Below are 26,799 nucleotides of genomic sequence, written 5' to 3'. Positions count from 1 at the left end.
CAGCGCGATACGCAGATCACCCAGCAAAGCCGGCATTCCACACAGCTGAAGGGTGAGCTCGACTCACTGTTCAAGCGCCACGAACAAATACTGGGCAGCCGCTCATGGCGTGTCACACGGCCCTTGCGCGCGGCTGCCAGATTTGCCAAATATGGCTTCAACTATCCCGGGGGCCGCCAGGCTCTGTACCGGTTTGCCGCGCAGATCGGCCGCAAGTTTCCATTTCCGCTTGGATTGAAGGCTAGGGTCAGGGCAGCGCTGCTTCCCAAACAGCCCGCTTTCCACACGCCAGCCCCCCATGCGGATCAGGCATCCCGCGAGGACATCGCCAGCTTGATGGGCGGGACGGGACAGGGCCCGCTCGTTGCGATGCGCGCCGGGCACTGTGGGCTCAAGGAAGGTCTTGTCAGCGTCATATTGCCCGTCTACAACCAGGCGGACCTGCTCGCGGAATCCATCGACAGCGTGCTCAACCAGACCTATGGGAACTTCGAGCTGGTCATCATCAACGACGGTTCCACGGATGGCGTCGAATCGGTGCTCGAGCGCTATCTCGGCCACCCCAAGGTGCGTTGCTACACACAGGCGAATCAGCGCCTTCCCAAGGCGTTGAGCAATGGCTTCGATTTTGCTGGCGGAGAGTTCTGGACATGGACTTCGGCCGACAACATCATGGAGCCGACGATGCTCGAAGAGCTGGTCTCCAGGCTGCAGGGCGATCCAGGCCTGGGCCTGGTCTATGCGGACTATTACGCCATCGACGACCGCGGCGCGCTGCTCATGGACTCTGCATGGCGGGCTCACAACCGGCCGGACCCCAGCAGCGGAGCCATCCGCCTGCCGCGCTCGGCGGGGGCGCTCAACACCGTACAGGACAACTTCATCGGCCCATGCTTCATGTACAGGGGCTGGATCGGCAAGTGCCTGGGCGACTATGACACCCAGTTGGGCGTCGAAGATTATGACTACTGGATGCGCATCAACGCATTCTTTCCAGTTCGCCACATCGGCAGCGACAGCCTGCTTTACCGCTACCGAGTCCATGACAACACCTTGAGTGCGCAGGCCAAGGAACACAAGATCCTGGACAAGGTCCAGCTCCTGATGGAGTATGAAAAAGAGCGTGGATCGAGCTACCAGTCGCCGCTCGCCAGCGTTGCCGACGATGCGGGCGCCCGCTGGCTCCAAGGCCAAGGCGTCGTATCGGGCGATATCGTCCCATTTGGAGGCAGCATCCCGGGAAATTCCGTCATCGTTCTGGGCAGCGACACGGCGGAGAAGCATATTTCCAATCTGCTGCGCTCCCGCCAACCCGTCGCCGTGATCCTGACGAAGGCCGACACCCGCTACCACAAGCTGCGCGAATTGTTCAACTGCGGGCACTGCGTGGTTCTTGCCGGTGACGAGATCAGCGCGAAACGCGTGCGGCTGGCAGGCACCTGTCCGTTGTTCGATCTCCAGTCGGGCAGCGCGCTCCCCGCCCTGCGCGCATTCGCGAAGAATCTGCTCTTCATCCGAGCCACCCGCAGGCCCGACGAAATGCGCCGGGAAGCGCCACGCCTCATCCGCTCAGCTCACGCCAAACACGTGCTGCTACAGGTCGACAGCTTCACCCAGGGCGGAATGGAGAATGTCGTCATCGACCTGGCGCTTTCCCTGCAAGGGTGCGGCTATCGCGTCACCATCGCCAATCTCGGCAAGTCGGGCGATGCGGCGGCCAAGGCGACGGAGCGCGGTCTCACGGTGGTTTCCTTTGCCTCGCAGCCGGCGGAAGATGAATACCTGTCCTGGCTCAGGGAAAATCAGGTCGATGTGGTGAACGCCCACTACAGCACCCACGGTGCGGCCGCCTGCCACCAGGCGGGGATCCCATTCGTTCAGACCATCCACAACTCGTATGTATGGCTGGATCCCGAGCACATCGCCAGGTACCGCGAAGCAGACGCCCATACCATCCAGTATCTGTGCGTGTCGGCCACGGCCGCCCGCTATGCGGATGTAGCGCTCGGACTGGATGTTGGAAAAATGCGCGTGGTCCCCAATGGCATCGACCCCGGCACCATCAGCGCGGAGCACTTCCCCGAGCATCGCGCCGATCTGCGCGGTATCTGGGGAATCGGCGAAGGAACGCCGGTGTTCATCAACGTGGCTTCCATCATGGCGACCAAGGCCCAGCTACCGCTGGTCAAGGCGTTTGCCCGGGTCGTGGAGAAATGCCCCGACGCGCGGCTGGTGCTGCTGGGCACGTCCATGGAGGCGTCCTATCACAACGCCGTGCGCAACGCGGTGAAGGATCTTCAGCTCCAAAAGAACGTGGTCTTTGCCGGCTACGACAGAAACGTCGCCCGCTACTACCACGCGGCGGACGTCTTCGTGCTGCCCTCTTATTGGGAAGGCTGGAGTCTTTCGCTGGGCGAGGCCATGGCCAACGGGCTGGCCTGCGTCATCACGGATGTCGGATCGGCCTACGAATTCGAGGGTCGTGAAAACGTCGAGATCATCGCACCGCCGTTTGGCGACATCACGGCGCTGAACTACCAGAACCTGGGCCATTTCGTGTATGGCGAGGACAAGGATTTCGAGGAGCGCCTGGCCGCTTCGATGATCAAGGCCGCCGCGCTTGCCAGGGCGCCGGTCAATCGCGCTCTTGCGCAAACGCTGGACCGCGGCATCGCGTACCGCATGTATGCCGAGTTTTTTTCCACCTTGAAATCATGAAAAAGAAAATCCTCTGCGTCATCGGAACCCGCCCCGAAGCCATCAAGATGGCGCCCGTGATCCTGGCCCTGCGCAAAGAGCCCTGGGCCGACGTGCGCGTCCTGGCGACGGCCCAGCATCGCCACATGCTCGACCAGGTCAACCAGTTCTTCGGCATCGAGCCCGACATCGACCTGGACATCATGCGTCCCAACCAGGCGTTGACGGAGCTGACCGCGCGCCTGCTGCTCAGGATCGATGAAGTCCTCGACGCCGAGCAGCCCGACGTGGTGCTGGTGCAGGGCGACACGACGACCGTGATGTCGGTCGCGCTCGCCTGCTTTTACCGCCGCATCCCGATCGGGCACGTGGAGGCGGGTTTGCGCACATGGGACATCCAGAACCCGTTCCCGGAAGAAGCCAACCGGGTGATCACTGGCAAGCTGGCGCGCTGGCATTTTGCGCCCACCGAGGGTTCGCGCCAGAACCTGCTGAGGGACGGCACGCGGGACAGCGACATCGTGGTCACGGGCAACACCGTCATCGACGCTCTTCTGATGAGCGCATCCAAGGATCTGGAGATCGGCATCGAGCTCGATCCCGCCAGGCGGCTGGTACTCGTGACATCGCACCGCCGCGAGAATTTCGGTGAACCCTTTCGCAATATCTGCCGGGCGCTGCGCACACTGGCGCAGGACAACCCGGACGTGCAGTTTCTCTACCCGGTCCACCCCAACCCCAATGTCAAGGACGTCGCCCACGAGTTCCTCGACCAGCTCCCAAACGTCGTGCTGTGCGCTCCGCTCGACTACGCGCCCTTCATCGCCGCCATGAAGCGTGCCCACCTCATCCTGACCGATTCCGGCGGCGTGCAGGAAGAAGCTCCGGCGCTGGGAAAACCGGTGCTGGTGCTGCGCAGCGAAACGGAGCGGCCCGAGGCGGTGGAGCAAGGCGTGGTCCGGCTGGTGGGGCCCCACTACGAGCTGATCGTCAGCGAAGCACAGCGGCTGCTCGATGACGAGGCCGCCTATCGTTCCATGGCGCGCGGAATCTCGCCTTATGGCGACGGCAAGGCGGCGCAGCGAATTGTCGAAACCCTGCGGCGGGATTGCGTTTGATGCGCCTGGTCTATCTCTCGCCGGTGCCTTGGAACAGCTTTGCCCAAAGGCCGCACAAGTTCGTCCAGTGGTTTCACGAGCGGACCGGCAAGCCCGTTCTGTGGGTCGAGCCTTATCCAACACGCTTTCCCAAGCTGCAGGACATCCGGCGCCTGCAGCCTGCGCAGCAGCAGAAGGCATTGATAGACACCCCGCCCTGGCTGAACATACTGAAACCGGCAGGCCTGCCGATCGAGCCGCTGCCGGGCTCGGCCCTGCTCAATCGATATTTGTGGCGGCCCATCTTCGAAGCCCATGAGCGTTTTTGCGGCGGCGGCAAGACCTGCCTGGCAATCGGCAAGCCTTCGCTGCTGGCCCTGAGCCTGCTCAAGCGCCGCAGGCACAGCGCCTCGCTGTACGACGCGATGGATGACTTCCCCGCGTTCTACGAGGGACTCTCCAGGATGGCGTTCGCGCGCAGGGAAGCGCTCATTGCCGGCAGCGTGGACCTCATCTGGGCTTCCAGCAGCGCGCTCAGGGACCGCTGGAGCCGCCATCACGAGAACGTCCAGCTGGTGCTCAACGGACTGGACCTGGCCGCCATGCCCAGCCTTCCCGACCTTCGGCCCAGGACAGGCGGCGGCAAGGTTTTCGGCTACGTGGGAACGATCGCGTCCTGGTTCGACTGGGACTGGCTCATCGCGCTGGCCCACAGCCGTCCCGATGACGAAATCCGGCTGATCGGCCCGGTCTTCGAGCCGCCCCCGCCAGGCCTGCCGGGCAACATCCGCATGCTGCCCGAACGCGATCACGCCTCGGCGCTGGAGGCCATGCTCGATTTCGATGTGGCGCTCATTCCCTTCCGCAAGAACCAGCTCACGCACTCGGTCGACCCCATCAAATACTACGAATACCGGGCGCTGGCGCTCCCGATTCTCTCCACCGATTTTGGAGAAATGAGTCTGCGGGCGCACGAGCCGGGAGTGTTCATCAGCCAGCCGCAGGCGGAACTGCGCACGCTCGCGGAACAGGCATTGCGCTTTCGCAGGAACGGGGCATCCGCGCTCGAGTTTGCGAAAGAGAACGCCTGGGAACAGCGGTTCGACGTCGCCAACGCGTTCTGAACGCCGGGCACCCACAGCGATTGCCGCGTCCGGCCTACATGGCGGCAGCCTCCGCAGCGTCTAGGATGCCAATGGCTACACACCATAGTTCAGACGCATACCCAAGGAGTGCATGATGATGACGCCGGACAATTCTGCGATGGAGTTCTCCACCCGCATCGCGCTACATGAAGCGGTGCTGGCGCAGCTTGTGGCGTTGGTCATGCGTGCGCAATCCAATCCGCAGGGCCAGCTTGCCGCCTTCGAGCAGTCGCTGGTGGAATCCATGGGCACGATCGGACGCTCGGACCGTCAGGATTTCTCCGTCGATCAAGCCGTCTGGATGCGTGAGCAGCATGCGTATGGAAGACAGCTGGCAAGCGAGTTCGCCTCGATGGTCGCTGCCTACATGCCCAGAAATTGAGGCTGCCGCACGCTCCGTGGGCACGGATATCACGGATCACATGGACAACGCGCGGCGGCCTATTTTCCCGCCAGGCGATCGAGCACCACTCCCGCTGCGCACATGCCGAAAACCGAGGTCACGGTGACCACCGATCCGTAGCCGTGGCAGTTCAGCGAACCGTCGCCGTCCCCGCCCAACTGGCACGATGCGTGCGGTGCGGCCACCGGCTCCGTGCTGAATACGCAAAGCGTGCCGATCCGCTTGCCTTCCTTGGGCGCGCCATGGAACTTGCGCAGACGGTAGCGCAACTGGGCGAGCAATGGATCATGCGTGGTCCGCGACAGGTCCGCCACGTCCACCAGATGCGCATGGCGCTTGCCGCCGGCGGCGCCGATGCTGACAAACAACGTCCCGGTCCTGAGCGCCCAGGCCGCCATGGCGGTCTTGGCCCGGATCTGGTCGCAGGCGTCGATCAGCGCATCGACCTTCTCCGGCAACAGGCCGGGCCAGTTGTCCTCATCGACGAACTCATCGACGCAATACACCCGGCAATGGGGATTGATATGCGCGATGCGCTCGCGCATGGCCTCTATCTTGGCCTTGCCGACGGTGTCGTCCAGCGCGTGGATCTGGCGGTTGATGTTGGACTCGGCGACATGGTCCAGATCGATCATGGTGATGGCCGCAACCCCGCTTCGGGCAAGCGCTTCGGCGGTCCATGAGCCGACGCCTCCAATACCTGCCACAGCAACATGCGCGCCGCGGATGCGCGCGGCGCCGTCCATGCCGTAAAGCCGGGCAAGCCCCCCGAAGCGCCGATCCAGATCGGCGGCCTCGGTGCCACAGTCCACGGGCGCTTCCCCCGCCAGCCCTGCTCCACTGGCGTTCATCGGCGCCAGCGGGGTTTTGCCGCCTCGGACAAGGCTCCTGCCATGCTCTTGAAAGGCATCACTTCAGGCGCGAAAGGCGTTCACGCGCGGCGGAGGCCGCTTCGGACTGCGGATACACGCGGATCAGGTCTTCCAGCGTCTTGCGGGCGGCGCGAGTGTCCTTCAGCTCCACCTGGCAGTTGGCGATGGCAAGCGCGGCCTCTGGCGCGCGCGCGTTATCGGGCGCGTTGGCCAGGAGCGACTTGAAGTTGCCGATGGCGTTGGTGTAGTCGCGCGTTGCGTACTGCGCATTGCCCAGCCAGAAACGCGCGGAAGGGATGTAGCCGCTTTGCGGGTATTGGCGGATGAAGGCGGCAAAAGCCTGGCCGGCCTCGGGGAACTTGCCGGTGCGGAACACGGCCAGCGCGGCTTCAAAGTCGCGCTTCTCGTTCGGATCGGCCTTGAACTCCTTGCCGTCCACGTTCACCGTGGCCGGCTCGAACTGCCGCAGGCGCTCGTCCGTGGCCTTTGCCACATCCTTCATGCGCTGCTGGAGATCCGCCACATCCTTCTGAAGCTGCTCGTTCTGGCCGCGCAGCCGGGCCTGCTCGCTTTGCAGCGACTGGATCTGCGATTGCAGGTCCAGCAGGCTTCGGCGCATCTGCGCGATGTCATCCCCGGAACGCTCGCCCGCGCGCTGATTGGCCTGCTGCATCGCATCCACGCGCTGGCGCACTTCCAGAATGGCACGCCGGGCTTCGTCGTCTTCGAACAGGGCCGCATGCGCCGTCGCACCCGCCATCGTGCCCACGGCGAGCACGGCGGCGACCCAGATACGTCGAGGAGAGAATGTGCGGCTCATCATCAGCGGTAGGAGAACTCGACGCGGCGGTTTTGTGCGTAGTCTTCTTCAGTCGTACCGGTTGCGGCAGGCTTTTCCTTGCCGAAGCTCACGGCTTCCATCTGCGAATCGGGCACGCCCAGCAGAGCCAGGGAGCGGCGCACCGCCTCGGAGCGCTTCTGGCCCAGCGCCAGGTTGTATTCGCTGCCGCCACGCTGGTCGGTGTTGCCTTCCAGGCTCACGCGGCGGGAGGCATTGGCCTTCAGGAAGCGCGCATGGCCTTCCAGCACGGATTGGTACTCGGGCTTGACGGTGTAGCTGTCGAAGTCGAAGTAGATCACATGCTCGACGCCGATCGGGCCCTGGCCCGGGCGCGCCGTCTGGCTCATGTCGGCGGGAGTGACCGTGCTTGCGCCAGCGCCGCTGCCGGCGCCATTTTGGCCCGTGGTGGCTGTCGCGTTGCGGTCCTGGACCGGAGCGTCGTCCAGCTTCACGCCGGAGCTGCAGCCAGCGACGAGGGCGGTAACGGTCAGCGCGAGTGCCGCGCGTTTGAATTCAAAACGAATCATGAAGTTCTCCTAGGGAACCAGTGCTATGAAAAACAGGAAAGAAAAATACAGGAAAGAAAAATGTTTCTGGCCGATCAACTTACTTCTGATACGGGCCCCATGAAGGTTCGCGGATGTCCCCTCCCTGGCCGGCCAGGCGCGCCTTGATCTTGCCGTCCAGCGTCGTGGTCATCAGCGCTTCGCGGCCGTTTTGCTGCGTTGCATAGACGATCAGCTTGCTGTTGGGGGCAAAGCTCGGACTTTCATCGGCGGATGTCTCGGTAATGGCTGTGGTGCCGCCCGACTTGAGATTCATCACGTGCAGTTTGAACGCTCCGCCCACCCGGGATATGTAGGCCAGCCACTCGCCGTCGGGGCTGATCGCTGGAGAGATGTTGTAGGAGCCGCTGAAAGTGACCCGCTCGGCGCTGCCGCCGCCCGCGCTCACGCGGTAGATCTGCGGCGCGCCTCCTCGGTCGCTCACGAAGTAGATGCTGCGGCCGTCGCTCGAGTATGCGGGCTCGGTATCGATACCGCTGCTTTGCATCAGGCGGCGTGGTTCGCCGCCATTGGCTGCATCGATGGTGTAGAGCTGCGAGCCGCCGTCGCGGCTCAGGGTCACCGCCAGCGTGCGGCCGTCGGGCGACCAGGCCGGCGCGCTGTTGGAACCTCGGAAATTGGCGATCAGGCGGCGCTTGCCGCTGCCCACGTCCTGCACATAGACCACGGGCTTGCGCGACTCAAACGACACATAGGCCACCTGGCTGCCGGTGGGAGACCAGGCCGGCGAGATGATGGGCTCGGAGCTTGCAAAGGCCAGTTGCGCGTTCTCGCCATCGGCATCGGCCACCCACAGCGTGTAGCGGCCGCCATTCTTGGTGACGTAGGAAAGGCGCGTGGAGAATATGCCGCGTTCGTTGAACAGCTTTTCGTAGATGAAATCGGAGATGCGGTGCGCCACGAGACGCAGATCGGCCTGCGTGACCACGAAACTCTGGCCGCCGTAGTCCTTGCCGTTGACCACGTCCCACAGGCGAAAACGGATATCGAAGCGGCCATCGCCCAGGCGCGTGACGCTGCCCGCGGCCAGCGCTTCGGCCGTGCGCTGGCGCCACATGGCCAGGTCGGGGCGGGACGTCTCGTCGAGCGCCGCGCCCGACGGATCCACCGCGGTCACGCGGCCGCTGCGCTCCAGGTCGGCGGTGACGATGGCCGAGATTTTCTGCGGCGACTGCGCTTCGCCCCTGAACGGAGCGATGGCCACGGGAATCTGCCGCATGCCGACGCCCTGGATTTCCACCTTGAACTGAGCGAAAACGGGAATGGAGGAGAAAGAAGCGATGGCTGCCACGGCGTGGCGCCTTGGAATGCACGCAACTTGGGCGAGCGCTGAAAGATTCATTTTTTGGAGGATTCGGTCAGATGTCATTGTGAGCCAACGAAAAACCGTAGACGTGCCGGGTGTCAGAGCTTCGCATGTTACACATGGCATAGCAAGCCATGTGACAAACTGTGCTGAAATCTGCAAACAACGCTGAACCGTAGAATCCGCCCTTAATGCAATCCTCGAATCATAACGCTGCGCAAACCAGTTTGCCGGGCTCCACACAATCGCTGCCACTTCTGGCACGTCTCAGGCGGCTGTTGCCGTACTTCGGAAACCAGCGTCTGGGCTGGGCGATCGCCGCAATTGCAACCCTTGTGGGCGCGGCGACGGAACCCCTCATGCCGGCGTTGCTGAAACCATTGCTGGACAAGGGGTTCACTGAGGGATCCCTGAGCCTGTGGATGGTTCCCGTGGCGCTCATAGGACTTTTCCTGGTGCGCGGCCTCGCGCAGTTCTGCGGCGCCTATGCGCTCGCCCGGATCGCCAACGAGGGCATGCTCAAGCTGCGCACCGCCCTCTTCGAGCGCCTGCTGGTGGCCGACATGAGCCTTTATTCGCGCCAGTCCGCCAGCGCCCTCTCCAACACGGTGGTCTATGAAGTGCAGACCGGTTTCACCGCCCTGGTGCAGGCGCTGATGGGCATCTCGCGCGATGGGTTCACCGCAATCGCCCTGTTGGGCTACTTGATTTACCTTAACTGGCAACTGACGCTGATCATTGCCGTGATGGGGCCGGGCGTGTCCTGGATCATGAAAACTCTCTCACGCCGCCTCTACAAGCTCACCAAAAGCAGCCAGAAGGCCACCGACGATCTCGCCTATGTCGTGGAGGAAAACGTGCTCGCGCACCGCATGGTGCGGCTGCATGGAGCGGAGGCCAATCAGACCAGCCGCTTCAACGTGCTGAGCACCAACCTGCGCACGCTGGCGATCAAATCCACCATCGCCTCGGCGGCGATGACGCCGCTCACCCAATTGCTGGCATCCGTGGCGCTGTCCGCCGTGCTCTGCATCGCGCTGTGGCAAAGCCACGGCAACATCTCAAGCACCGATGTGACGGTCGGCGGCTTCGCCTCGTTCATCGCGGCCATGCTGATGCTGATCGCGCCCATCCGCCGCCTCGCCGACGTCGCCAACCCCATTACCCGCGGCGTGGCCGCGCTCGAACGTGGACTGGTGCTGCTCAACGACGCGAAGGCCGAGGATGGCGGAACCTACCACAAGCAGCGAGCAGAAGGCAGCATCTCGCTGCACGACGTCACCGTCGCTTTCGACGCCGACCTGATGCCCGCCATCAACCGGCTGTCACTTGACATCAAGGCCGGCGAGATCGTGGCCCTGGTCGGCCCCTCGGGCGCCGGCAAGACTACGCTGGTCAATCTCCTGCCGCGCTTCATCACGCCGAATTCAGGCCAGGTGATGCTCGACGGGGTGCCTGTCGAGCAATGGGACCTGCATGCGCTGCGCACTCAGTTCGCGATGGTCAGCCAGGACGTGGTGATGTTCAACGACAGCATCGCGGCGAACGTGGCGCTCGGCTCCGAAGTGGACGACGCCAAGGTGCTGGAATGCCTGGAGGCAGCCAATCTGGCCGACCATGTGGCGGGGCTGCCGCAGGGCATCCACACCGTGGTGGGACACAATGCGACACAACTCTCGGGCGGGCAGCGCCAGCGCCTGGCCATTGCGCGGGCGCTCTACAAGAACGCGCCCATTCTCATCCTCGACGAGGCGACCTCGGCCCTCGATACCGAATCGGAGCGCCTCGTTCAGGAAGCGCTGCAGCGCCTGATGGCGGGCCGCACCACGCTGGTGATTGCGCACCGGCTGTCCACCATCGAACATGCCGACAGGGTGATCGTGATGGAACGCGGCCGCATCGTCGAGCAGGGCACCCACGCCGAATTGATGGCCCTGGGCGGCCTGTATGCCCGCCTGCAGGCGCATCCCGCGCTCAACAATCTGTAGCACATAGCATGGATCGGGTGCAAAAAAGCCGGGAGACGGCAGCATGTCGCCCGGCTTTTTGGTTACCTGAATTTACTATTGACAGCAAATAATCCAGCGATGGCGTCTCATTGAAGCCACCCGCTTACCAGCCTCCGCGCCGCGCTGGCACGGGCGCAGTCGCCGGAGCCTGCGCGCCGCCTGCCGCGAGCGGCGCCGGCCGCGCACGAAGTTTTTTCGCGTCCAGCACCAGTTGCACCATGTCCTGGCGGTCCGCCTGTCTTGCAAACTCCACCGCGGACAGTCCTTTTTCATTGCGCAGCGCGGGATCCGCGCCTTCCTCCACCAGAAGCCGTGCGGCGTCCGCCGTGCCATAGCGCACCGCCATCATCAGCGGCGTCGTTCCGTTGGGCGATGCGGCATCGATATAGGCAAAATGATCCAGCAGCAGGCGGATCATGGGAACGGCCGCGTCCGTGGTGCATGATGCGGCGTAATGCAATGGCGTCCAGCCCGTCTTGTTGACATCGGCATCGCGGGCAATGAGCGCCTTGGCCGCATTCAGGTCGCCCTGGATCGCCGCGATCATCAGCGGGCTTTCATCTTTCCTGTTGCGCAGTTCGACATTGATCCTCTTCGACTGCAAAAGCGCATCGAACGCCCGCAGGGAGCCCTTTTGCAGCGCGAAGATCAGCGGCGGCTCGCCGTCAGCGTTGCGCGTGTTGGGATCGAAGCCGCGCTGCAGCAGCGATGTGATGGACGACGGATTGTCCCGGATGATGGCAGTGAAGAAATCATCGAACGCCCCGGCGCGCGAGATCAGCGGCAAGGCCGCCAGGCCCGAGAACGCAATGGCCGCCAATGCATGGCGGCGAGCCTTGTCCATGTTCGTCATTGTTCGCCTCTCAGAAACAGATCGTCAAAATTCCTGCTCGTGGCCTCGGCAATCGCCTCCACCGCAACCCCCTTCACCTCCGCCAGTTGCCGCGCCACATAGGGCACATAGGATGGATTGTTGGTCTTGCCGCGATAAGGCACGGGGGCCAGATAAGGGCTGTCGGTCTCGATCAGGAGCCGGTCCATGGGCACGAACGCAGCTACATCCCGCAAATCCTGGGCATTCTTGAACGTCACGATGCCCGAGAACGAAACGTAGTAACCCATGTCCAGCGCCGCGCGCGCCACCTCGGCGGTCTCCGTGAAGCAGTGGAACACGCCGCCCGCCCGGTTGCCCGCGCCGTCCTCGCCTTCCTCGCGCAGGATGCGCAGCGTGTCCGCGGACGCGCTGCGGGTGTGGATCACCAGCGGCTTGCGGCACGCGCGGGCCGCGCGGATGTGGGTGCGAAAGCGCTCACGCTGCCATTCCAGGTCAGCCACCGTGCGCCCGCCCTTGCGGTCTTCCATGCCGTAGTAGTCGAGCCCCGTCTCGCCAATGGCGACGACGCGCGCGAGCGCCGCGCGCGCAAGCAGATCGGCTTCGCTCGGCTCGGTCAGGCCCTCGGTGTCGGGATGCACGCCGACGGTCGCCCAGAAGTTGTCATAGCTGGTCGCCAGGCGGTGCACGTCCTCGAACTCCTCCATGGTGGTGCAGATGCACAGAGCGCGGTCCACCCTGGCTTCGGCCATGGCTTCGCGGATGGGGAGCAACTTCTCGATCAGTTCGGGAAAGTTGAGATGGCAATGCGAGTCGGTAAACATGGTGTCTCGGAAAACAAAAAAGCCGGCCCGTCCGGTGCCGGCTCGCGGGGCCGCGCATCGCCCTCATCCCTGAAGAAAAACGCGGCGCTCGCTGTGTCAACAATGCTCAGATGGTCTGCGTCGGACGATCCGACCCGAGGCTGGAGCCCAGGATTTCCTCGATCCGGGCGCGCAACGCGCGAGACTTGTCGTCCTTGGGAAACTGGATGCCTATCCCCTGCGTGCGGTTGCCGGAGGCGCGCGCCGGAGTCACCCAGGCCACTTTACCCGCAACCGGATAACGCTGCGTATCGTCGGGCAAAGTCAGCAGCACGTAGACATCGTCGCCCAGATGGTAGTCCTTGGCCGTGGGAACGAACACGCCGCCTTCCTCGAAGAACGGGATGAAGGCGGCATAGAGCGCGGCCTTTTCCTTGATGGCCAGCTGCATCACGCTGGGGCGGGCGACGGTGTTGGAAGTGCTCATATCGGCTGCGGTGGTTCAATGCCTGGAGTTTAGGGCGTTTCTTGCCTGTGCGACAAGCGCCTCCAGCATCAGCCCGGCGTTGAAGGGATGGTCGGCCGTGCGCGCCTGCTGGGAAAGCGCCCGCGCCCATCGGGACAGTTGCAGCATGGGCGGCGCCTCGGGCAGATCGGCGAGTGCGAAATAGCGCGGCCGCGCGCCTGCCTGCACGGACAGCAGATCGTGGCAGAGCTTTTGCAGCGCCTCGATGGCCTGCGCGGGCGCCAGATCGGCCAGGGCCGACACGTCGCCGCGCGCCACGGCCTTCGGGAACAGCGCCCAGGCCTGCGGGCTGCGCCCGGCCCGCGCCAGCGCAAGCGCGTCCTCGGGCCTGCCGCCGCTGGCGCGCAGCAGCGAAAGCGCCGTATCCGCCCCCACGCCCTGCCCCTGCAGCCAGCCCAGCATGTCCGGCTCAGCCGGCCATTGCATGGTATGACCCATGCAGCGGCTGCGGATGGTGGGCAGCAGCTCGTGCGCGGCCTCGGTCGCCAGCACGAAGCGCACATCGCCCGGCGGTTCCTCCAGCGTCTTGAGCAGCGCATTGGCCGTCACATGGTTCATCTGCTCGGCGGGATACACCAGGACAGCCTTGCCGCGCCCGCGTGCCGACGTGCGCTGGGAAAACTCCACAGCATCGCGCATGGCCTCCACGCGGATCTCGCGGCTGGGCTTGCGCTTCTTGTCATCGATCTCGCCCTGCGCCTTTTCCGGCAGGGGCCAACCGAATTCGAGCATCTGCGTCTCCGGCATCAGCACGCACAGATCGGCATGCACGTGAACGTCGATGCCGTGGCAGCTCGGGCACTGCCCGCAGGCGCCATGGGCGGTGGGAGCATCGCACAGCCAGGAGCGCACGAGCTCCAGCGCCAGGCTGAACTGACCCATGCCCGAGGGCCCCTGCAGCAGCCAAGCGTGGCCGCGCTGCGCCAGCAGTGCATCGCGCTGGGCGGCAATCCAGGGCGCGACGCCGTGGGAAATGGTCATGGCCTCGCTCATGGCCTGCGCCCCCCGGATGGGCAGGCGGACTCGCAGAGCAATCCGCGCGAGCGCATCGCCTCCATCACCTGCATCGCCACGTCGCCACGGTCCCCGGATGAGTCGATGCGAGCGAATCGCGCGGGATCACCCGCCGCGCGCGCCGCATAGCCGCCCGCGACACGCTCGAAGAACGCTTGCGGCTGAGCTTCGAAGCGATCGGGTGCGCGCGCCGCCGCCAGACGCTGCGCCGCCACCTCGGGCGGAACGTCGAACCAGATCGTCACATCCGGGTTGCGCAGCAAGGCCTTGTCATCAGCCAGGCCGGTCTGCACCAGTTTTTCAAGGTAGGACAGGACCTGCGGGTCGAATCCCCGCCCCGCGCCCTGGTAGGCAAAGGTCGCGTCGGTGAACCTGTCGCACAGCACCACCTCGCCGCGCGCGAGCGCCGGCTCGATCACGCAGCGCAGATGATCGCGCCGCCCGGCGAACGCGAGCAGCGCCTCGGTCAACGGGTCCATGCCGTCATGCAGCAGCATCTCGCGCAGCTTCTCGGCCAAAGGCGTTCCGCCGGGCTCGCGCGTGAGCGTCACCACGCGCCCGGCATCGCGGAACGCCCGCGCCAGCGCGTCGATGTGCGTGGACTTGCCCGCTCCATCGATCCCTTCAAATGAGATGAACAGGCCCTTGCTCACTCCCGCTCCCGTTGCTTGCTCAGACATGACACTCCCTTGCTGACGTGGCCCGATGCCGGCCCGATGCCCCGAGCCCCAAAATCCGCTTCATTGTTCCTCGCCCCTCGCGGGGCGCTGTCCGCGCTGGTAGCGATTGACCGCACGATTGTGCTCGTCCAGCGAGGAGCTGAAATGGCTGGAGCCGTCGCCCCTGGCAACGAAATACAGCGCCTTGGTCCGCGCCGGCTGCACCGCCGCCAGCAGCGAGGCCTTGCCCGGCAGCGCGATCGGCGTGGGCGGCAATCCCGCGCGCGTATAGGTGTTCCATGGGGTATCCGCCTGCAGGTCACGCTTGCGCAGATTGCCGTCGAACTTGTCTCCCAGGCCGTAGATCACCGTCGGATCGGTCTGCAGCAGCATCCCCGCGCGCAGGCGATTGGTGAACACGCCGGCGATCTCCGCGCGGTCCTGCGCGCTGCCCGTTTCCTTTTCGACGATGCTCGCCAGGATGAGCGCCTGATCCGCGGATTTCAGCGGCGTATCCGGGTCACGCAGCGACCAGGCTGCTTCCAGCCGGCGGTCCATGGCATGCAGCGCGCGCTTGAACACCGCCAGATCGCTGCTGCCCTTGGCATAGGCATAGGTGTCCGGAAAGAACCTGCCCTCGGCGGGCACGCCTTCACGGCCCAACGCCTTCATCAGCTCCTCATCCGGCATCGCGCCCGTGTCCTGCCTGAGCGAATCCGCCTTGGCGAGCGCGGCGCGCATCTGCCTGAAGGTCCAGCCCTCGACGATGGTCACCGCGCGCATGGTCGCCTCGCCGCGCACGAGCTTCTGCAGCAGCGCATGGGGCGTCGTGCCCGCCGGGATCTCGTAATTGCCCGCCTTGATCTGACGGTCCTGCCCCGACAGCCGGAACCAGTAATACAGCAGCCGCGCATCGGTATCCACGCCGGCCTTCACCGCGGCACGGGCCACACCGCGCGGCGTCATCCCCGGCTCGATCTCCAGTTCCAGCGGCTGGCCGGGCGCGGCGCCCGCGCGCAACGGCAGCGGGGCGTTCAGCCACCAATACGCGGCGCCTGCCGCCGCAAGCGCAACGAGCACCAGCAAAATGAGAAATCGACGCACAACCCTATCAATCACATGAATGGAACGGCGCATCATAATTCACCCATGAACCACACTGCGTCAGTGCCTTTCAACGGCGTTACCCCTCCCTTGCAACATCTCGGCGTGATCCGCGTGGCGGGCGACGACGCCGCCAGCTTCCTGCACAGCCAGCTGACCCAGGACTTCGCGCTGCAAAAGCCCGGCGAGGCGCGCCTTGCCGCCTTCCTGAACGCCAAGGGCCGCATGCAGGCCAGTTTCATCGGCGTCAAGCGTTCGGCCGATGAGATCTTGCTGCTCTGCTCGCGCGACCTGCTCGCGCAGACGCTCAAGCGCCTTTCCATGTTCGTATTGCGCGCCAAGGCCAGGCTCTCGGACGCGAGCGCCGAATGGGTGATCCATGGCCTGGCGGGCCATTGCGCGCCCGCAGGCGCCGCGCCCTGGACGGTCCACGGCGACGGCGATGCCCGCACCGTCCAGCTCTATCCGGCGGATGGCCAGCCACGCGCGCTCTGGATCGCGCCGGCGGGCAGCAGCGCGCCTCAGGGGCCCTTGCTGTCCGAAGAACTGTGGATGCTCGGCGAGGTGCGCAGCGGCGTCGCCACGCTCACGCAGCCCATCTTCGAAGCCTTCGTGCCGCAGATGGTGAACTACGAATCCGTCGGCGGGGTGAACTTCAAGAAGGGCTGCTATCCCGGCCAGGAGGTCGTCGCGCGCAGCCAGTTTCGCGGCACGCTCAAGCGCCGCGCCTACCTCGCGCACGTGAATGCGGACGAACTCGCCATCGGCACCGAAGTGTTCAGCGCCGCCGACGCCGAGCAACCCGTAGGCACGGTCGTCCAATCCGCGCCGTCGCCCGAGGGCGGCGTCGATGCGCTGGTTTCACTGCAGATCGCATCGACCGACGGCGCGCTGCACGCAGGCTCAGCGGGCGGCCCGGCGCTGCAATTGCAGAAGCTGCCCTACGAGCTGCTGGCGGATATCTGACCGCCCGGCTGCCCGGCTGCGGGCCGCATCGCTGCCCGCTAGCCCGACGCCAATGAGCGCTGCATCGTGATGTGCGCGATGCCTGCTTCGTCATACGGCTCGCCGCGCGCCTCGAAACCGGCGCGCCGGTAGAAGCCTTCGGCGCTGCATTGCGCGTGCAGGGTCACCATCTCATCGCCACGCTTGCGCGATTCCTGCACCAGAGCATCGAGAATCGCCCGGCCCCAGCGCTGTCCGCGCAGGACGCGCGCCACCGCCATGCGCCCGATACGCGCTTGCCCGGGCGCATCCTGCAACAGCCGCCCCGTGGCCACCGGCATGCCCAGGCGATTGAATGCCACGGCATGCACGGCGGTGGCATCCAGCTCATCGAGTTCGATATCTACGGAAATACCCTGCTCTTCGATGAAGACCGCCTTGCGCACTTCAAAAGCGTCCTTGCCGAGCGCCGCCCAGTCGCCAAGCGTCAGCGAGACCATGTCGTCGCCCGCTTCGAAATGCCCGATGGCGTCGCGCAGTTCCTGGGGCACGGGACGCGAGGTCTGGGTGGCGGGGTCGGCGAACACATAGACCAGCTCGATGCCCGCCAGCCATCTGTCGCCCGCGAAAATGCCGCACTCGTAGCCGAGCGAAGAATTCCCGATGCGGACGCAGCGCATGCAGACATCCAGCACATCGTCCATCCGGGCCGAGGCGTGGTACTCCACCGTGGCCTTCTTCAGGAAAACGTCGCCGCCGAGCTTGCGCATGGCAGCTTCGTAGGGCATGGCGAGCGCGCGCCAGTACCCTGACATGCCGACGTCGGCATAGCTCAGGTAATGCGCGTTGAAAACTATCTTCTGGGCATCCACTTCAGCCCAGCGCACGCGCAGCCTGTGAACGCAACGAAAATCCTGACGTTTCATCTTGGTTCTTCTTGGAGTCGGGGTTTGAAAATCAAAGGCCAAAGGCTTCGCGCAGCGCGCGAGCCGCATCGGCATGCGCTTTGCGCGCCTCGGGCAGAGCCCGGCCCATCTTGATGAATTCATGGGTCACGCCACGGTAGATCTCCAGATCCACCGCCACGCCGGCCAGCCGCAGCCTGTCGGCATAGGCGATGCCTTCGTCCACGAGCGGGTCCAGCTCGGCCAGGCCGATCCATGCGGATGCGACGCCATCCACATCGGGCGCGAGCAGCGGCGCGAAGCGCCAGTCCTCGCGGTCGGCGCGGTTGGGTATGTAGTTGTCGAAGTACCAGCTCACCGCGTCCTCCTCGAGCACCAGCCCGTGCGCGAACGTCCTGTGCGACGCCGTATCCTGGTGCGCGGTCGTTCCCGGGTAGAACAGCACCTGAAGCGCCAGCGCCATGCCGGCATCGCGCGCATGGATCGCATTCACCGCGGCAAGCGTGCCGCCCGCGCTGTCGCCGGCGACAGCCAGGCGCGAGGCATCCGCGCCCAGTTCCGCCGCATGAGCGGCCAGCCATTGGAGCGCATCCCACGCGTCGTTGGCCGCGACCGGGAACCGGTGCTCGGGCGACAGGCGGTAGCCGATCGACACCACCATGCAGCCCGCAAGCCGCGCCAGCTCGCGGCACAGCGTGTCGTGCGTGTCGATGCTGCCGATGGTGAAACCACCCCCATGCGTGTAGAGCAGCAGCGGCAGGTGCTTTTCATGTGACGGTGCGTAAAGCCGCGCTCCCATGGCGAAACCGTCGCGCGTGGGAATCCGGAGATCCTCCACTCGCGCCAGCTCGGCCTTGGGCACTTCGAGCACGCCCGAGCCCATTTCATAAAAGGCGCGCGCCTGCTGGGCGGAGAGCGTGTGCAACGGCGCATTCCTGGCGCGCGCCATGCGCTCGATCACATTGCGCATTTGCGGCGTGAGCTGCACGCCGGGGGGAAGCTCTGGAGGTTCGAAACCGGGGGATGTCAATCGGATTGTCCTGAAAACACGGGAGGCTGGAAATTCACCCTGACCGGCTTGGCGCCAGGCAGGCCGATGTAGGTGGCCGTCACGCTCAACCCCGCCTTGGGCGGCAGCAGCGGTGAAAACGAGCCGAGGCTCACCAGATCGCCTGCCCGAAGCCGGATGTTCTCCTGCTGCAGGGCCTGCGCGATCCAGATCACCGCATTGAGCGGATGCCCGAGGATATCGCTGCCCTTACCGCTTGCGAGTTCGTTGCCCGAATTGTCCGTGAGCCGTACGGACATATCGGCCAGCGCCTGCAGCATCTCGCGCTGCTGCTCGGGGAACACGGGCGCCGCGATCGGCTCGCCCGCCACGCCGGCCCGCGCTCCCACATTGATCGCCGCCACCCCCGCGCCGTTGAGCGCGCCCGGATTCTCCACCATCAGGTCGGGCAGCTCGATGAACGGAATGATCTGGTCGATGTTCTCCAGCACCTGCGCCGGATTGCGCGCCGCGTTGATGTCCGCGTGCCTGACCCGCACCAGCATATCCGCCTCGAACAGCGGGCGCGCCCCGAATCTGGCAGGCAAGGTCGCGCCGTCCGGCAGGATCATCCCTGAATAGAGCACGCCCCAGACAGGTTTGTCGGTCCCGAAACGCTTTTGCACGGCGGGATTGGTCAGCCCCGCCTTGAAACCGATCACCTTCTCGAAATGCCCTCCGAGCAGCGCGTTGAACCGCGCGCGCGAGCAGGCGCCCTCCTCGTCAGTCAAGGGCGCGATGTTGGGCGATGGCTTGAGCCGCAGGTAGTTCTGCATCAACTGTTCGACCTCGCCCGGGCTCAGGCAGGCCGCCTGGGCGGCTGTCGCGCAAAAGACTGCCAGCGAGAGTGGAATCAGCGCCAATTTCAGCTTCATGAATGTCTCCTCGGAATATGTTCGGGATTTCCTCAGCCCCGTGGAAATCCACGTTCTGAGGTAATCTGCACGCATCCTAAATCCATCAGGAGAGACAACACACCATGGCTTTCATCTACTACGTCACTCAGATCCAGTTCGACTACGGCGCCGTCGCCCTGCTGCCGCAGGAATGCGCGCGCACCGGCATGGCGCGGCCGCTGGTGGTGACCGATCAGGGCGTCAGGGCCGCGGGTGTGCTGCAGCAAGTGCTGGACGCCATGCCCGGCATGCCCGTGAGCGTGTTCGACCAGACTCCTTCCAACCCGACCGAAGCCGCCGTGCGCGCGGCCGTGGAGCTGTTCAGGAGCGGCCAGTGCGACGGCCTGATCGCCGTGGGCGGCGGCTCCGCCATCGACTGCGCCAAGGGCATCGCCATCGCCGCCACGCACGAAGGCCCGCTCAAGAACTACGCCACCATCGAAGGCGGCTCCCCCAGGATCACCGAGCGCGCCGTGCCGCTGATTGCGGTGCCGACCACCAGCGGCACCGGCAGCGAAGTGGCGCGCGGCGCCATCATCATCGTGGACGACCACCGCAAGCTGGGCTTTCACTCCTGGCACCTGGTGCCCAAAACGGCGATCTGCGATCCCGCGCTGACGCTCGGCCTGCCGCCGCGGCTGACGGCGGCAACCGGCATGGATGCGATCGCGCACTGCATGGAAACCTTCATGTCCTGCGCCTTCAACCCACCGGCCGACGGCATTGCGCTGGACGGGCTCGAGCGCGGCTGGGCGCACATCGAGGCCGCCACGCGCGACGGCGCCGACCGGCAGGCGCGCCTGAACATGATGAGCGCCAGCATGCAGGGAGCGATGGCCTTCCAGAAAGGACTGGGCTGCGTGCATTCGCTCAGCCACAGCCTGGGCGGCGTGAATCCGAGGCTGCACCACGGCACCCTCAATGCGATCTTCCTGCCCGCCGTGATCCGGTTCAACGCAGAAGACGCCCAGGTGAAAAAGGACCGCCGCCTGGAGCGCATGGCGCACGCCATGGGATTGGGCGCCAATGGCGACGTGGCGCAGGCCGTGCATGACATGACGGCGCGGCTGGGCCTGCCCACCGGCCTTGCCGCGCTGGGCGTGACCGAGTCCATGTTCGACGATGTGATCAAGGGAGCGCTCGCGGATCACTGCCACAAGACCAACCCGCGCGAGGCCTCGCCCGAGGACTACCGCAAGATGCTGCGCGACTCCATGTGACGGAGCCCGGCTCCGGGGGAACGCCCGCCCGGGACGCGCGGCACGCCCGCCGCGCGCGGTTCACTCGTCATCGCAATGAGGTTTCCAGTTGATCGGATCTTGCTGCAGCACGGTGTCGATATCCAGGCCCAGCGTGACGCCGACCTCGTCCGGATAGGTCACCGCCAGTTCGCGCTCGCTCAGCCGCGCCTCGCGCGCACGGGCACGCCAGACGGCCAGATGCAGCACCGAGGCCAGCGGCTCGTAGGACTCGTTGTCCAGCGGATCGGCCTGATAGCACAGCGTCTCCACCAGCACCTGCGGAAGCCGCCAGCGCTTGGCCAGCCCCGCGCTGACCTGCGCATAGCAGTAGCCGAACTCCTGGCGCTCCAGCTCGCAACGCCTCAGGCTGAACGGACCCCGGCGCGCATTGAGACTGTCGATCCTCTCGCCCTCACAGCGATGGATGACCAGCTCGCCCACGGCATGCAGCAATCCCGCCGTATAGGCCGCCAGGGGATTGAGGAATGCGATCCCCGCCAGCGAGCGCGCAAGCCGCGCTGTATTCAGGCTATAGCGCCAGAACTGCGGCAGATCCATCCCGTACACCGAGCGGCCCGCCGTGCCCACGGGGGCTGCCGCCACCAGTTCGCGCAGCGCGGCAACCGGCAGCAGGGCCAGCGCCTGCGGAACGCCGGCCACCTCCCGGCATGCGCCATGGCGCGTGTCATTGGCCCGTTGCAGCAGCATGGCCGCCAGGCCCGGATCGCTGCCAAACAACTGATTGAGCCGCGCCATCAAGGGCTCGGACGCCACCAGCTCGCTCATCAACAGCGCCACCGTGCGGGGCAGGCAAGGCACGACCAGCGACGGATTCAGTGACTCTGGAACGGACACTCGACACTCGATTTGTAAACAAATGAGCTTGATTATCCCTAAGACGCGTGTATTGGAGTTGAATTTTTTTACAAAATTCACATCTCAATACAAGCGCGCCGTGACCCGCATCCGGCCCGCGCGGACGCGGCCGTATTGTCAGCGTTTGGCCTGCTGCAGCTTGGCGAAGGCCGAAGCCATGGCCGATTGCGGTGCCGGATCGTTGCGGCGCTGAGGCTGGGCATAGCCACGTCCCGCTCCTTCGAAGCGGTTGTCGCGCGGACCATCGCGGCGCGCCGGCGCGGCGTCGAGCTTCATGGTCAGGCTGATGCGGCTGCGCGCGACATCCACCTCCAGCACCTTCACCTTCACGATGTCGCCGGTCTTGACGACTTCGCGCGCATCGTTCACGAACTTGTGGCTGAGCTGGCTCACGTGCACCAATCCGTCCTGGTGGACGCCGAGATCCACGAACGCGCCGAACTGCGCGACGTTGCTCACCGTGCCCTCGAGAATCATGCCCTCCTTGAGGTCCTTGATGTCCTCGACGCCATCGTTGAAGCGCGCCACCTTGAAATCCGGACGCGGATCACGGCCCGGCTTCTCCAGTTCGCCCAGGATGTCCTTCACGGTGATCACGCCAAACTTCTCGTTGGCGAACAGTTCGGGCTTGAGCGTCTTGAGCATGTCGGCGCGGCCCATGATCTCGGCGACCGGCTTGCCGGTCTTCTCGATGATCTGCTCGACCACGGCATAGGTTTCAGGGTGCACGCCCGTCATGTCCAGCGGATTCTCCCCGCCGCGAATGCGCAGGAAGCCCGCCGACTGCTCGAACGTCTTGGCGCCCAGGCCGCTCACCTCCATCAACTGCTTGCGGCTCTTGAAGGCGCCGTTGGCCTCGCGCCAGCGCACGACCGACCGGGCAACGCTGGAGGACAGGCCGGACACGCGCGAGAGCAGCGGAACGCTGGCGGTGTTCAGGTCGACGCCCACCGAGTTCACGCAATCTTCCACCACCGCATCCAGCGTACGCGCCAGCTCGCTCTGGTTCACATCGTGCTGATACTGGCCCACTCCAATGCTCTTGGGCTCGATCTTCACCAGCTCGGCCAGCGGGTCCTGCAGGCGACGCGCGATGGATGCCGCGCCGCGCAGGCTGACGTCCACATCGGGCATCTCCTGCGACGCGTATTCGCTTGCCGAATAGACCGAGGCGCCCGCCTCGCTGACCACCACCTTCTCGATGTGCCTGTCGGCCTTGGCCGCCAGCTTGATCAGATCGGCGGCAAGCCTGTCGGTCTCGCGGCTGGCCGTGCCATTGCCGATGGCGATCAGGCTCACGCCATGCTTTTCGACCAGCCCGCCCAGCGTATGCAGGGAGCCGTCCCAGTCCTTGCGCGGCTCATGCGGATAGACGGTGGAGGTATCGACCAGCTTGCCGGTGGAATCCACCACCGCCACCTTCACGCCGGTGCGGATGCCCGGATCAAGGCCCATCACCGTCCTGGCTCCGGCGGGCGCCGCCAGCAGCAGATCGCGGAGGTTGTCGGCAAATACCTTGATGGCGACCTTCTCCGCCTCCTCGCGCAGGCGCGAGAACAGGTCGCGCTCAGTGGAGAGGCTGAGCTTGACCCGCCAGGTCCACGCCACGCACTTGCGGATCAGGTCATCGGACTTGCGCGAGGCATGGCTCCATTGCAGGTGGTTGGCGATGCGGCCTTCCGCGATGCTGGGCTTGCCCGGTTCCGGCTCCACCGGCAGCACCAGCTTGGCTTCGAGAATCTCCAGCGCGCGGCCGCGGAATACCGCCAGCGCGCGATGCGAGGGCACGCGGCCTATCGGCTCGTCGTACTCGAAATAGTCGCGGAACTTCGCCACTTCCGGGTCGTTCTCGTTCTTGGATTCGACCTTCTTGCTGCGCAGCAGCCCCTCGGCCCAAAGCCATTCGCGCATGGACTGCACGAGCGCGGCGTCTTCCGCCCAACGCTCCGAGAGAATGTCGCGCACGCCATCGAGCACGGCGAACGTGGTCGAGAAATCGGCACCCGGCTTTCCGTCGGGCAGCACCTCGGGCTCGCGCAGGAAAGCCTGGGCCTGCTCATGCGGATCGAGCGCAGGATCGGCAAACAGCTTGTCCGCCAGCGGCTCGATGCCGAACTCCCGGGCGATCTGGCCCTTGGTGCGGCGCTTTTGCTTGAACGGCAGGTAGATGTCTTCCAGCTCCTGCTTGGTCGGAGCCGCCGCGATCGCCGCGCGAAGCGCATCGGTCAGCTTGCCCTGCTCGTCGATCGCCTTGAGCACCGCGGCGCGGCGGTCGTCCAGCTCGCGCAGATAGGACAGGCGCGCCTCGAGCTCGCGCAGCTGTATGTCATCGAGGCCGCCGGTCGCCTCCTTGCGGTAACGCGCGATAAAGGGAACCGTGGCTCCTCCATCCAGCAGCTCTACGGCTGCGCGTACCTGGGTTTCGGTGATTCTGATTTCTGCGGCCAACTGCCGGATGATCTGATGCATGAACTCACTGGCTCGCCAAGGAGCGCTTCAACTGACGCGAAGCAAGAGAGTTTGCCATACGCAAGCCGGGCATCCCGCCCCGCGAGTGTCAGAAATCGTTTGCATGCCCACCGCTGACGCGCCGTGGGCAGCGGTCAACGGAACATGTAGTTCACCTGGAACATCAGCGCAGAGGTCCCCAGCACATTGACCTGCGCGCCCCAATGGCGATCGAAATCCCAGCCGACGCCCGGGATCACGGTGACTCCCCAGCCGTTCCTGTTGTTGAAGGGAATCTTCTTGTGATACGGATATTTGTAGCCGTGAATGACGCCGCCCGTGAGCTTGAGGAAAAGCTGCGGATGGGCATTCCACGGCCTGAATTGCCAGCCATAGTATGCGTACTGGCTGAATTGCCCGAAGGAGTTGTTGAACAGCGCCAGTCCCGCCAGCTGGTGCTCGTCGAAACGCCGCTCGGCGGTGACGAGCCAGACGTCGGCGTGCCTTTCATCGTCAGGCTCGAAAGAATGCTCTTTCCTGGCGTCCGAGAAATGATAGGTGTAGGGCGCCACGCCCAGGGTCCAGCCATCCAGGCCCGACACGGGTGATGCCTCCTGCGCAAGCGCGGCGAAGGACTGGGCCGACAGAAGGAGCACCGCCAACGCCAGCGGCTTGTGAAGGGAATTCATCAGCATGGGTCGTCATCAAGTGGTACCGGCGGGAAAATCCGCATATTCCCGCTTTGTTGGAATTTGATTTTCTGCCCATCATTCTATGTATCGGCAGAAGTTGCAAAACATATTGTTTTGTGACTCATTTTCAAATCCGCGCCGTCATGTTTTGGCGAATTCACTCCGATACGCACATATGAACACGGCCCATTCGCAGTGCGGGACAATCGAGCCGCATATCGCGCCTCGCGTCATGATGAACCCACCCTTTCCCATCCGAACCGAATGTCCGCCCGGTGCCTGCATCTGCCAGCGCGAAGCGCTGCTGCAGGCGGAGGGCGGCGACATCCGCATCCTTCGGCTCACGCGCGAGGAAGAGTCCCGGCTCATCCGGCGGCTCGAATCGCTGGCCAGCCTGCAAGAGCTGCGGCACATGCAGGAGCGCATGTTCGAGCAGTTGGGAATCCGCCTGGACATCGGCCCCGGCCCCAACGAGGTTCGCACACTGCGCGGCATCGTGATCCTCGTGCGCGAACAACCGGGCCTGTGCAAGAAGACGCGCCAAAGCATTCCCGCCGCCATCAGGAAAAGCATGGAACTGCATCCGGAAATCGCATTCAGCCTTCTCGACGAGGGCGGCCTGTTCGCATGAGTGACATGAACGGCATGGACGAGCCATTCCAGGACGATCTCTTCGGCGCGCCCGCCGGGCCGGAGCATGGGCGCGCGCGGCTAACGCCAAAGGACGCGCAGGGCAAGGAGGCCGCCCCGGCCCGCCCCGCGAAAATCTCCCGCAAGCCGGGCCTGCAGCCGACGCAGTGGGACTCCGGATTGCACGCGCTGGGCGCATCGCTGCCCGCCAACGTGCGCCTGGGCACATCATCGTGGAGCTACCCCGGATGGACGGGCCTGGTATGGGAATCGAGCGCCTCGGAGCAGACGCTCTCCAGAAAAGGTTTGGAGATCTACGCGCGGCATCCGCTGTTTCGCACCGTGAGCATAGACCGCAGCTTTTACCGGCCATTGACCGCCAGCGACTATGCACGCTACGCGGCGCAGGTGCCGCCGGGATTCCGCTTCATGGTGAAGGCACCCAGCCTCATCACCGATGCGCTGGTGCGCAGCGAGGACGGCCGCGGCAGGGAACCCAACCCCGCCTTCCTCAGCCCCGAACTGGCCTTGCAGGAGTTTGTCGCTCCGGCGCTCGAAGGACTGGGCTCCAGCCTTGGCGCGCTGGTGTTCCAGCTCTCGCCGTTGCCCTGGAACATGCTCGACCGTCTCCCGGAAACCATCGAGCGCCTTGGCCGCATGCTCGCGGCGCTGCCGGCGCTCTCACCCCACGCGCCCGATGGCGTGGTGGCCGTGGAAGTGCGCGACCCGCAATGGCTTGCGCCTGACTGGATGCCGCTCTTCATGGATGCGCTGCGGCGAGGCCACGCCACCTACTGCCTCGGCCTGCACGCGAAGATGCCGCCGCTTGCGCAGCAACTGCCGCTGCTGCGCGGACTGTGGCCCGGCCCGCTCGTCTGCCGCTGGAACCTGCACCCCGTCCATGGCCCCTTCGGATACGCGGATGCGCAAAAGCTCTATTCACCCTACGACCGAATTCACCACCCCGAGCCGCAATTGCATGCCGAACTCGCACGGCTCATCCACGCCTTCGCCGACCGGGGCCAGAACGTCTTCGTGTCGATCAGCAACCACGCGGAAGGCTGCGCGCCGTTGTCGATACAGACCCTTGCCCAACAGATACGGATACGCGCCACGGATGGCTGCGGCTGAGCACGCGGACAAGAAGGCAACGGAAAAGCGCAAAGGGAAGCGCGAGGGAGCCTGCCGCCGCTCAGAACGTGTTCACGATCTCCTCGCGCCGCGACAGCGGCTTTGCGGGATGG

The 26,799-nt window shown here is 65.0% G+C and carries 25 protein-coding genes; 9 read left to right on the top strand and 16 right to left on the bottom strand.

Annotated elements, in window-relative coordinates; all coding sequences use genetic code 11:
* The 4 genes from ABWP92_RS07060 to ABWP92_RS07045 form a co-directional block, all read left to right on the top strand.
* Positions 1–2,718, top strand: a 2,718-nt coding sequence (locus tag ABWP92_RS07060; protein ID WP_353234658.1) for a glycosyltransferase, incomplete at its 5' end; no start/stop codon positions are given.
* Positions 2,712–3,815: a non-hydrolyzing UDP-N-acetylglucosamine 2-epimerase gene (gene wecB / locus ABWP92_RS07055; RefSeq protein WP_502907472.1), complete on the top strand. Its 1,104-nt coding sequence runs from the start codon at positions 2,712–2,714 to the stop codon at positions 3,813–3,815. The genes ABWP92_RS07060 and wecB, both read left to right, overlap by 7 nt.
* The gene (locus ABWP92_RS07050; protein WP_353234656.1) at positions 3,815–4,918 is read left to right on the top strand and encodes a glycosyltransferase family protein; all 1,104 of its coding nucleotides are present in this window, start codon (positions 3,815–3,817) and stop codon (positions 4,916–4,918) included. The genes wecB and ABWP92_RS07050 overlap by 1 nt, the downstream gene beginning before the upstream one ends.
* 115 nt (positions 4,919–5,033) lie before the next feature.
* Complete coding sequence (locus ABWP92_RS07045) at positions 5,034–5,321, top strand: hypothetical protein (protein ID WP_353234655.1); 288 nt, start codon at positions 5,034–5,036, stop codon at positions 5,319–5,321.
* 59 nt (positions 5,322–5,380) lie between these two features.
* Here the strand turns inward: ABWP92_RS07045 and ABWP92_RS07040 are convergent, their stop codons facing one another.
* The 4 genes from ABWP92_RS07040 to tolB form a co-directional block, all read right to left on the bottom strand.
* Entirely contained in the window at positions 5,381–6,193 is an 813-nt protein-coding gene (locus ABWP92_RS07040; RefSeq protein ID WP_353234654.1) for a tRNA threonylcarbamoyladenosine dehydratase, read from the bottom strand.
* A gap of 58 nt (positions 6,194–6,251) precedes the next feature.
* Positions 6,252–7,034 (bottom strand): tol-pal system protein YbgF, encoded by a 783-nt coding sequence (ybgF, locus tag ABWP92_RS07035; RefSeq protein WP_353234661.1) that lies wholly within the window; start codon positions 7,032–7,034, stop codon positions 6,252–6,254.
* Between the two features lie 2 nt (positions 7,035–7,036).
* Positions 7,037–7,582: a peptidoglycan-associated lipoprotein Pal gene (gene pal, locus ABWP92_RS07030; RefSeq protein WP_353234653.1), complete on the bottom strand. Its 546-nt coding sequence runs from the start codon at positions 7,580–7,582 to the stop codon at positions 7,037–7,039.
* Between the two features lie 79 nt (positions 7,583–7,661).
* Positions 7,662–8,990, bottom strand: a complete 1,329-nt coding sequence (gene tolB, locus ABWP92_RS07025) for a Tol-Pal system beta propeller repeat protein TolB (protein WP_502907470.1) — start codon at positions 8,988–8,990, stop codon at positions 7,662–7,664.
* Between the two features lie 128 nt (positions 8,991–9,118).
* Here tolB and msbA point away from each other — a divergent pair, with 128 nt between their 5' ends.
* A complete protein-coding gene (gene msbA, locus ABWP92_RS07020; protein WP_353234651.1) occupies positions 9,119–10,915 on the top strand; it encodes a lipid A export permease/ATP-binding protein MsbA in 1,797 nt (598 codons plus the stop codon).
* Positions 10,916–11,039: 124 nt separating this feature from the next.
* Here msbA and ABWP92_RS07015 read toward each other — a convergent pair whose 3' ends face one another.
* From ABWP92_RS07015 to mltG, 6 genes are all read right to left on the bottom strand, one after another.
* Positions 11,040–11,780, bottom strand: coding sequence for an ankyrin repeat domain-containing protein (locus ABWP92_RS07015; RefSeq protein WP_502907471.1), 741 nt, complete (start codon positions 11,778–11,780; stop codon positions 11,040–11,042).
* 5 nt (positions 11,781–11,785) lie between these two features.
* Complete coding sequence (locus ABWP92_RS07010; protein ID WP_353234649.1) at positions 11,786–12,592, bottom strand: TatD family hydrolase; 807 nt, start codon at positions 12,590–12,592, stop codon at positions 11,786–11,788.
* Between the two features lie 106 nt (positions 12,593–12,698).
* The gene (locus ABWP92_RS07005; protein ID WP_353234648.1) at positions 12,699–13,058 is read right to left on the bottom strand and encodes a PilZ domain-containing protein; all 360 of its coding nucleotides are present in this window, start codon (positions 13,056–13,058) and stop codon (positions 12,699–12,701) included.
* A gap of 15 nt (positions 13,059–13,073) precedes the next feature.
* Positions 13,074–14,078, bottom strand: coding sequence for a DNA polymerase III delta subunit-related protein (locus ABWP92_RS07000; protein WP_353234647.1), 1,005 nt, complete (start codon positions 14,076–14,078; stop codon positions 13,074–13,076).
* 8 nt (positions 14,079–14,086) lie between these two features.
* Positions 14,087–14,764: a dTMP kinase gene (tmk, locus tag ABWP92_RS06995; RefSeq protein ID WP_353234660.1), complete on the bottom strand. Its 678-nt coding sequence runs from the start codon at positions 14,762–14,764 to the stop codon at positions 14,087–14,089.
* 87 nt (positions 14,765–14,851) lie between these two features.
* Entirely contained in the window at positions 14,852–15,874 is a 1,023-nt protein-coding gene (mltG, locus tag ABWP92_RS06990; protein ID WP_502907469.1) for an endolytic transglycosylase MltG, read from the bottom strand.
* 45 nt (positions 15,875–15,919) lie between these two features.
* Between mltG and ygfZ the strand changes: the two genes are divergently transcribed.
* Positions 15,920–16,840, top strand: coding sequence for a CAF17-like 4Fe-4S cluster assembly/insertion protein YgfZ (gene ygfZ / locus ABWP92_RS06985; protein ID WP_353234645.1), 921 nt, complete (start codon positions 15,920–15,922; stop codon positions 16,838–16,840).
* Positions 16,841–16,878: 38 nt separating this feature from the next.
* Here ygfZ and ABWP92_RS06980 read toward each other — a convergent pair whose 3' ends face one another.
* From ABWP92_RS06980 to ABWP92_RS06970, 3 genes are read right to left on the bottom strand one after another with little or no spacing between them, the layout of a single operon-like run.
* Positions 16,879–17,745, bottom strand: a complete 867-nt coding sequence (locus tag ABWP92_RS06980) for a YbgC/FadM family acyl-CoA thioesterase (protein ID WP_353234644.1) — start codon at positions 17,743–17,745, stop codon at positions 16,879–16,881.
* A 31-nt stretch (positions 17,746–17,776) separates the two neighbouring features.
* Entirely contained in the window at positions 17,777–18,694 is a 918-nt protein-coding gene (locus ABWP92_RS06975; protein ID WP_353234659.1) for an alpha/beta hydrolase, read from the bottom strand.
* A 56-nt stretch (positions 18,695–18,750) separates the two neighbouring features.
* The gene (locus ABWP92_RS06970) at positions 18,751–19,647 is read right to left on the bottom strand and encodes a 2-keto-4-pentenoate hydratase (RefSeq protein WP_353234643.1); all 897 of its coding nucleotides are present in this window, start codon (positions 19,645–19,647) and stop codon (positions 18,751–18,753) included.
* Between the two features lie 104 nt (positions 19,648–19,751).
* Between ABWP92_RS06970 and gbd the strand changes: the two genes are divergently transcribed.
* Positions 19,752–20,888, top strand: a complete 1,137-nt coding sequence (gbd, locus tag ABWP92_RS06965; protein ID WP_353234642.1) for a 4-hydroxybutyrate dehydrogenase — start codon at positions 19,752–19,754, stop codon at positions 20,886–20,888.
* A gap of 60 nt (positions 20,889–20,948) precedes the next feature.
* Here the strand turns inward: gbd and ABWP92_RS06960 are convergent, their stop codons facing one another.
* The 3 genes from ABWP92_RS06960 to ABWP92_RS06950 all read right to left on the bottom strand — a co-directional run bounded on the left by ABWP92_RS06960 (position 20,949) and on the right by ABWP92_RS06950 (position 24,922).
* A complete protein-coding gene (locus ABWP92_RS06960; RefSeq protein WP_353234641.1) occupies positions 20,949–21,764 on the bottom strand; it encodes an HDOD domain-containing protein in 816 nt (271 codons plus the stop codon).
* Between the two features lie 138 nt (positions 21,765–21,902).
* A complete protein-coding gene (locus ABWP92_RS06955; RefSeq protein WP_353234640.1) occupies positions 21,903–24,254 on the bottom strand; it encodes a Tex family protein in 2,352 nt (783 codons plus the stop codon).
* Between the two features lie 134 nt (positions 24,255–24,388).
* Positions 24,389–24,922 carry a hypothetical protein gene (locus ABWP92_RS06950; RefSeq protein ID WP_353234639.1) on the bottom strand — a complete coding sequence of 178 codons (534 nt, stop codon included), beginning with the start codon at positions 24,920–24,922 and terminating at the stop codon, positions 24,389–24,391.
* A 235-nt stretch (positions 24,923–25,157) separates the two neighbouring features.
* Between ABWP92_RS06950 and ABWP92_RS06945 the strand changes: the two genes are divergently transcribed.
* Both ABWP92_RS06945 and ABWP92_RS06940 read left to right on the top strand, forming a co-directional pair.
* The gene (locus tag ABWP92_RS06945) at positions 25,158–25,556 is read left to right on the top strand and encodes a hypothetical protein (protein ID WP_353234638.1); all 399 of its coding nucleotides are present in this window, start codon (positions 25,158–25,160) and stop codon (positions 25,554–25,556) included.
* Positions 25,553–26,686 carry a DUF72 domain-containing protein gene (locus ABWP92_RS06940; protein ID WP_353234637.1) on the top strand — a complete coding sequence of 378 codons (1,134 nt, stop codon included), beginning with the start codon at positions 25,553–25,555 and terminating at the stop codon, positions 26,684–26,686. Before ABWP92_RS06945 ends, ABWP92_RS06940 begins: the two co-directional genes overlap by 4 nt.
* Positions 26,687–26,799: the final 113 nt, after the last annotated feature.

The sequence above is a fragment of the Diaphorobacter ruginosibacter genome (assembly GCF_040396215.1).
GTDB classification, from domain to species: Bacteria; Pseudomonadota; Gammaproteobacteria; order Burkholderiales; family Burkholderiaceae_C; genus Diaphorobacter_A; species Diaphorobacter_A ruginosibacter_A.
This window is presented reverse-complemented; position numbering and strand designations above follow the sequence as displayed.

Excerpts from the sequence above, each read along its gene's own strand:
- ABWP92_RS06950 (WP_353234639.1), bottom strand. The coding sequence starts at position 24,922 with ATGAATTCCCTTCACAAGCCGCTGGCGTTGGCGGTGCTCCTTCTGTCG.
- ABWP92_RS06945 (WP_353234638.1), top strand. The coding sequence starts at position 25,158 with ATGATGAACCCACCCTTTCCCATCCGAACCGAATGTCCGCCCGGTGCC.
- ABWP92_RS07050 (WP_353234656.1), top strand. The coding sequence starts at position 3,815 with ATGCGCCTGGTCTATCTCTCGCCGGTGCCTTGGAACAGCTTTGCCCAA.
- ABWP92_RS07005 (WP_353234648.1), bottom strand. The coding sequence starts at position 13,058 with ATGAGCACTTCCAACACCGTCGCCCGCCCCAGCGTGATGCAGCTGGCC.
- ABWP92_RS06970 (WP_353234643.1), bottom strand. The coding sequence starts at position 19,647 with ATGAAGCTGAAATTGGCGCTGATTCCACTCTCGCTGGCAGTCTTTTGC.
- ABWP92_RS07000 (WP_353234647.1), bottom strand. The coding sequence starts at position 14,078 with ATGACCATTTCCCACGGCGTCGCGCCCTGGATTGCCGCCCAGCGCGAT.
- ABWP92_RS07045 (WP_353234655.1), top strand. The coding sequence starts at position 5,034 with ATGATGACGCCGGACAATTCTGCGATGGAGTTCTCCACCCGCATCGCG.
- gbd (WP_353234642.1), top strand. The coding sequence starts at position 19,752 with ATGGCTTTCATCTACTACGTCACTCAGATCCAGTTCGACTACGGCGCC.
- ABWP92_RS07040 (WP_353234654.1), bottom strand. The coding sequence starts at position 6,193 with ATGAACGCCAGTGGAGCAGGGCTGGCGGGGGAAGCGCCCGTGGACTGT.
- pal (WP_353234653.1), bottom strand. The coding sequence starts at position 7,582 with ATGATTCGTTTTGAATTCAAACGCGCGGCACTCGCGCTGACCGTTACC.
- ybgF (WP_353234661.1), bottom strand. The coding sequence starts at position 7,034 with ATGAGCCGCACATTCTCTCCTCGACGTATCTGGGTCGCCGCCGTGCTC.
- ABWP92_RS06955 (WP_353234640.1), bottom strand. The coding sequence starts at position 24,254 with ATGCATCAGATCATCCGGCAGTTGGCCGCAGAAATCAGAATCACCGAA.
- tolB (WP_502907470.1), bottom strand. The coding sequence starts at position 8,990 with ATGACATCTGACCGAATCCTCCAAAAAATGAATCTTTCAGCGCTCGCC.
- ABWP92_RS06940 (WP_353234637.1), top strand. The coding sequence starts at position 25,553 with ATGAGTGACATGAACGGCATGGACGAGCCATTCCAGGACGATCTCTTC.
- ABWP92_RS07010 (WP_353234649.1), bottom strand. The coding sequence starts at position 12,592 with ATGTTTACCGACTCGCATTGCCATCTCAACTTTCCCGAACTGATCGAG.
- msbA (WP_353234651.1), top strand. The coding sequence starts at position 9,119 with ATGCAATCCTCGAATCATAACGCTGCGCAAACCAGTTTGCCGGGCTCC.
- ygfZ (WP_353234645.1), top strand. The coding sequence starts at position 15,920 with ATGAACCACACTGCGTCAGTGCCTTTCAACGGCGTTACCCCTCCCTTG.
- ABWP92_RS06975 (WP_353234659.1), bottom strand. The coding sequence starts at position 18,694 with ATGCGCAATGTGATCGAGCGCATGGCGCGCGCCAGGAATGCGCCGTTG.
- ABWP92_RS06980 (WP_353234644.1), bottom strand. The coding sequence starts at position 17,745 with ATGAAACGTCAGGATTTTCGTTGCGTTCACAGGCTGCGCGTGCGCTGG.
- ABWP92_RS07015 (WP_502907471.1), bottom strand. The coding sequence starts at position 11,780 with ATGGACAAGGCTCGCCGCCATGCATTGGCGGCCATTGCGTTCTCGGGC.